The following is a 4,799-nucleotide window of genomic DNA, read 5'->3' on the forward strand; positions in this document are numbered from 1 at the left end:
CTCGCATGAGGATCGCCAACTACGATCGCCGGTTCGCCCGAGTCACCGCCGGACAACAATGACGCACGGCTGTCCAGTTTCAAACCACCTTCGTCGGTTTCACCATGACACCGAAAACAGTTTTCGCGGAGGATCGGAAGCACCTCTTTCTGAAAGTCGATCGATCCATGCCCTTCTGACGAATCGACGCGAGGCGATGGCTGAGTCAATGTTGCACGCGAAATCTTTGCGGCTAAAAAGCCTTCAATCGAAGCCGATTTGCTCTCGTTGCGAGGGCCGACATGGTGGCGACCGAACTGATGACGTTGCTCCCAATATCCGTCTTGGCTGCTGGCCATTTGTCGCCGAACGATGTCGTCAAATTGTTGCAGCGAAGCCTCGGTTTTGACGATTTGCGACAACACGTTTTTGTCCGTCAGCACGGCGTCGCCCGCATTATGTTCATTATCCGCCGGACGGAGCAATTCGAAGTGCTCCGTGCCCGGCGGCTGAACCGCGACCATTGTTTCCCCCGGTTCCGCTCGGAACGAAGCTCCTCCCACCAACGTTTCAAAGACCACGCGAACCGTCGTGGTTTTCTTGAACTCGACTTCGCCAAACGTTTCCTTTAATCCGTAACCGACAATCCGCATCCCTGGGGCCGGAGGATCGGGAAGCGGATCGACAGGCTGATGCCCATCGGTCGATCCGCTCATCGGCCCAAGCTTGGCAACAACATTGCCGTCGACCCACAATCGGCTTAACCCGCGAGCACGAATCAACAACCGGCTTTTGCCCGCCGCAAATTGCACATCGGCTGCCGCCCGTACCAACACGGCACTCTTCCACGTATCGCGAATACCCCAAGTGTCGTAGCGGTAAGGAAGACGGGGAATCAAAAATTGTTCGGCCTGCCAATTCGGAACGCTCGGTCGAGAGCCGGTGGCAAAGACGGGGTCGACGAACGAATCCTCGGGCCAATCACGATGAGAATCGGCTGACTCATCAAACGCCACCGTCACTTTTCCGGGCACCGTTTCAATTTTGGGTTCGGTTGCAACCACCGCTTCACGAGGCGTGGTGCGAAACCGCTTAGCCATCTCTTTGTCGGTCAACATGCCTCGATAGATCCCGACGAAATCGAGCCAGCCACGAAAACTGTTTCCGGGGCTGCCGCCGATCGACGAACCGATCCAAATCGCATCGTTATCGATGACAGGCGGCTGTTTCGTTTCGCCTCCCATGTCCCAGCGTCCCTTGCTCGGTTTTCCGTCAATCCAACCGCGGATGCTGCTGGGATCACCAAAACGATACGACACGGCGATCGAGTGCCATCCATTGGCCGGTTTCAGACCCTCGATCGAGGTCCAACGATGCCAGTGGGCGCCGGTGACTTGACCGGGTTGAAGCGGAGTCGCAAACAGAAAGCTGATGCAAACTTTTCCGTTCAGCTCACGTAGCCGCAGCGCCCAATTTTGATTGTCCCTGGCAAACCCTTTCGCATTCGTACGTCCTTTGCCAATCACGTACACATTTTGGTTGCTGCTGATCGCACCGACTTTGACACAGGCTTCCAAGGTGATCTCGTCACCATTGTCAAAATCAAATTCGCTCTCATCCCCCGAATCGGGAAAGAAATAGCGAGAACCGCTGCCGTCAAAACGAACCGACAGATTGGAAGGGTCGAAATCGGGGAACTGCGGCGGACGGGGCCCCAATTGATCACGATACACGTTGCCGTGGGACTGCAAATTCGACGTTTCCTCGCTACCAAAATCCCAGCGAGCGGTTTCCGAGAACTCTTTCGCATCGGCAATCGAGCCCCATCCCGCAATCGTCCACAGTACGATCCACAAGCCTGCAACTGGAGTTTTCAAAACAGATTTCCAATACATCAAGAAAACTCCAAGAATCACGTTTGCGGTCATCCGTTTGTTGAATCCCATTAAAAGCAGGACCCAAAAAACGACAGCAAACGAAGAAAGGCAGGTGGGTAGGCGGGAAATAAGTTCTGCCCAGATAACGTTATCAACGAAATTAGGGGGCGCAAGAGCACCACAACCATCATAAACCACTTGGCGGGCAATCCGCAAATCCTATCCACCTGCGACAGGCACTAAAGCAGGAATTGATGTCCAACAGTTTACTGCTTCCAACCTCAACTCTATAGCCTCAAAACGCTTGTCTATAGGCTTGCCCGAATTCAAAAATGAACTTTTTGGGCGTCTTCTTTCGCTCTGAACGCTTGCACAGGACCGCTTGGCCACCTAATATTGCCACTTGAGCGTCTTGCCCCCCCTACCTCACCGTCCTGCGCGATATCGCTGCGATACTTGCATCCCACGCGGACGGACTCCTTTATTCTCCCCTCCTTCATACCCCACCATTTCGATGTCTAAGACTCTGCAAACTCGTTTGTTCTCGCTGCTGGCAACTGTTCTTTTCGCGACCGTAATCGTCGGATGTGGTGGTTCTTCGGGAACCACCGAACTTGGAGATCTACCGGCCGGGGCGAGCAACCAAGAGGAAGAAACCGCGGCACCGACCGCCGCACCGGCAAAGAATGTCCCGGCAGACGAAGTTTGATCGCAAACGCGAGTTCCATTCTCAACCGCTAATTGCGTAGCGAAAGTCGCGAGTGACTTTCGTTTTTCATACCTCGCAATACTTTTGGATGCCTGCCATGCTCCGCCCCCCCTTCGCTTTAAGTGTCTTAGACGAGGGGACGCTGACTGCACCTTTTACATGTAGCAACCTTAGATCGCTGAGGTTGCATTTTTTGTTTTTGTTTTGGAGTGTTTATGATGTTCAAATCCAATTCGCGGCGGCGCGGATTCACGTTGGTCGAACTGCTGGTGGTGATCGCCATCATCGGCGTCTTGGTCGGTTTGTTGCTGCCCGCAGTCCAGGCCGCGCGTGAAGCGGCCCGGCGTATGCAATGCAGCAACAACACCAAGCAATTGGGGTTGGCACTGCACAACTATCACTCGGCATACCAGATGTTCCCGATGGGAAGCGGTGGCACCGGTGAAAACACAACCGGCAGCGCCTCGATCGCCGAGACCAATCAACGACGGCTTAACGGATTGATCGCGTTGCTGCCGTTTCTCGAGCAAACTGCGTTGTGGGAACGCTTCAGCAATCCCACCGACGGGTTTCCGGCGATGGGACCAACCCCCGGGACCAATGACGCGGCCATTGGTGGCCAAGTTTACACTCCGTTGCGAACTCAAGTGACGACACTGCGCTGCCCGAGTGATCCAGCCGTGCATGCCGGCCAGGCGCAAACCAATTACGCTTTCTGCTATGGCGATGCGGGTCGATTCGTCGGCGGAGCCCCTAACCATCACACCCGCTTCAACAACACCTACACTGGCGCCGCCGATCCGGGTTCCAAACGAGGTTGTTTTGCACGTTGGTACCAATACCGGTTCCGTGACATCTTGGATGGGACCAGCAACACCATCGCGATGGGCGAGATGGCGGTGACGCTGGATCAGCGCGAGGTGATCAGCAACCAATTCCAAGGTTCCGTCGACTACCACAAATTCCCCAACCTGTGCAAAACAGGACCGCACATCACCGCCGACGATCCTCGACATTTCGCTGGCGGAACGCTGTATCCGCGTGGCCGCCGCTGGGGTGAAGGTCACGTTGGTTACACCGGTTTCAACACGATGCTGCCTCCGAATTCGCCGTCATGTCGTCGCGATTCCGGCAGTGCCGCAGGGGGCATTTCAGGCGTCTTTTCGGCGGCCAGCCGCCATCAAGGCGGATGTCATGTGTTGATGGCCGACGGCGCCGTCAAATTTGTCACCGAGTCAATCGATGCGGGCGACGCCACCAAAGCCTCGGTCTCGACCACGGGTACTGGAACCGGAACCAGCTATGCCCGCGCCGGAAGCAAAAGCCCGTATGGCGTGTGGGGTGCTTTGGGCACACGCGCCGCGAAGGAAACCGAATCGTTAGAATAGCGGCGAAACCGCTTAACGAGTCGAAACGAAAAAACGCCGTTTGAAATTCAAACGGCGTTTTCTTTTTTTCACTGGCTAGAAAGCTTATCGCTTTAATAACGGTTCACCCGTCATCTCGGCCGGAATCGGCAAACCGAGCAGCTCCAGTGCCGTCGGTGCGATGTCGGCCAAGCGGCCATCGGTCTTCAGCTTGCGGCCTTCGAGTCCCGGCTCGACCACGATCAACGGCACATCGTAGGTTGTGTGTGCGGTGTGAGGCCCGCCGGTTTCCGGGTCAATCATTTGTTCGCAATTGCCATGGTCAGCCGTCACGATCAAGGAGCCTCCCTTTTTCAAGGTCGCTTCAACGACCTGCCCGACACACTCGTCCACCGTTTCGACCGCCTTGATCGCCGCCTCCAACACTCCGGTGTGTCCGACCATGTCGCCGTTGGCATAGTTGACGATCAACAAATCCGCGACACCCGATTCGATCTCTTTGAGCACCTTTTCGGTGATCTCGTGAGCCGACATTTCGGGAGCTTGATCGTAGGTCGATACGGTCCGCGTGGACGGTGCCATTTCACGATCTTCGTGCGAAAACGGCTCGTCACGGTAATCGTTAAAGAAAAACGTCACGTGAGGATACTTTTCGGTTTCCGCACAACGGAACTGGTTCAACCCAAGCGAACAGATGTACTCACCAAGAATGTTCGGCATCTTGGCTCGTTTTTCAAAGATCACTTTGACGGGCAATCCGGTTTGATACGCGGTCATGGTGGCGAAGTACAGATTGTCGATCTTGGCGCCACGATCGAAACCGCCTCCTTCGATGTTCTTCCACGCATCGTCATCAAAGGTGAACGC

At 55.3% G+C, this 4,799-nt stretch carries 4 protein-coding genes; 2 read left to right on the plus strand and 2 right to left on the minus strand.

Annotated elements, in window-relative coordinates; all coding sequences use genetic code 11:
* On the minus strand, positions 1 to 1,856 hold a 1,856-nt coding region (locus ABX962_RS30415; protein WP_372725190.1), incomplete at its 3' end, for a c-type cytochrome domain-containing protein.
* Positions 1,857 to 2,370: 514 nt separating this feature from the next.
* Here ABX962_RS30415 and ABX962_RS30420 point away from each other — a divergent pair.
* Positions 2,371 to 2,565 carry a hypothetical protein gene (locus ABX962_RS30420; RefSeq protein ID WP_372725191.1) on the plus strand — a complete coding sequence of 65 codons (195 nt, stop codon included), beginning with the start codon at positions 2,371 to 2,373 and terminating at the stop codon, positions 2,563 to 2,565.
* A gap of 215 nt (positions 2,566 to 2,780) precedes the next feature.
* Positions 2,781 to 3,953: a DUF1559 domain-containing protein gene (locus tag ABX962_RS30425; RefSeq protein ID WP_372725193.1), complete on the plus strand. Its 1,173-nt coding sequence runs from the start codon at positions 2,781 to 2,783 to the stop codon at positions 3,951 to 3,953.
* 84 nt (positions 3,954 to 4,037) lie between these two features.
* Here the strand turns inward: ABX962_RS30425 and ABX962_RS30430 are convergent.
* Positions 4,038 to 4,799, minus strand: a 762-nt coding sequence (locus tag ABX962_RS30430) for a sulfatase-like hydrolase/transferase (protein ID WP_372725195.1), incomplete at its 5' end; no start/stop codon positions are given.

Origin of the sequence: Novipirellula sp. (genome assembly GCF_041583735.1) — a bacterium.
Taxonomy (GTDB): domain Bacteria; phylum Planctomycetota; class Planctomycetia; order Pirellulales; family Pirellulaceae; genus Novipirellula.

What these genes read in the sequence shown, in the direction of transcription:
- ABX962_RS30420 (WP_372725191.1), top strand. Translation starts at nt 2,371, where the DNA reads ATGTCTAAGACTCTGCAAACTCGTTTGTTCTCGCTGCTGGCAACTGTT.
- ABX962_RS30425 (WP_372725193.1), top strand. Translation starts at nt 2,781, where the DNA reads ATGATGTTCAAATCCAATTCGCGGCGGCGCGGATTCACGTTGGTCGAA.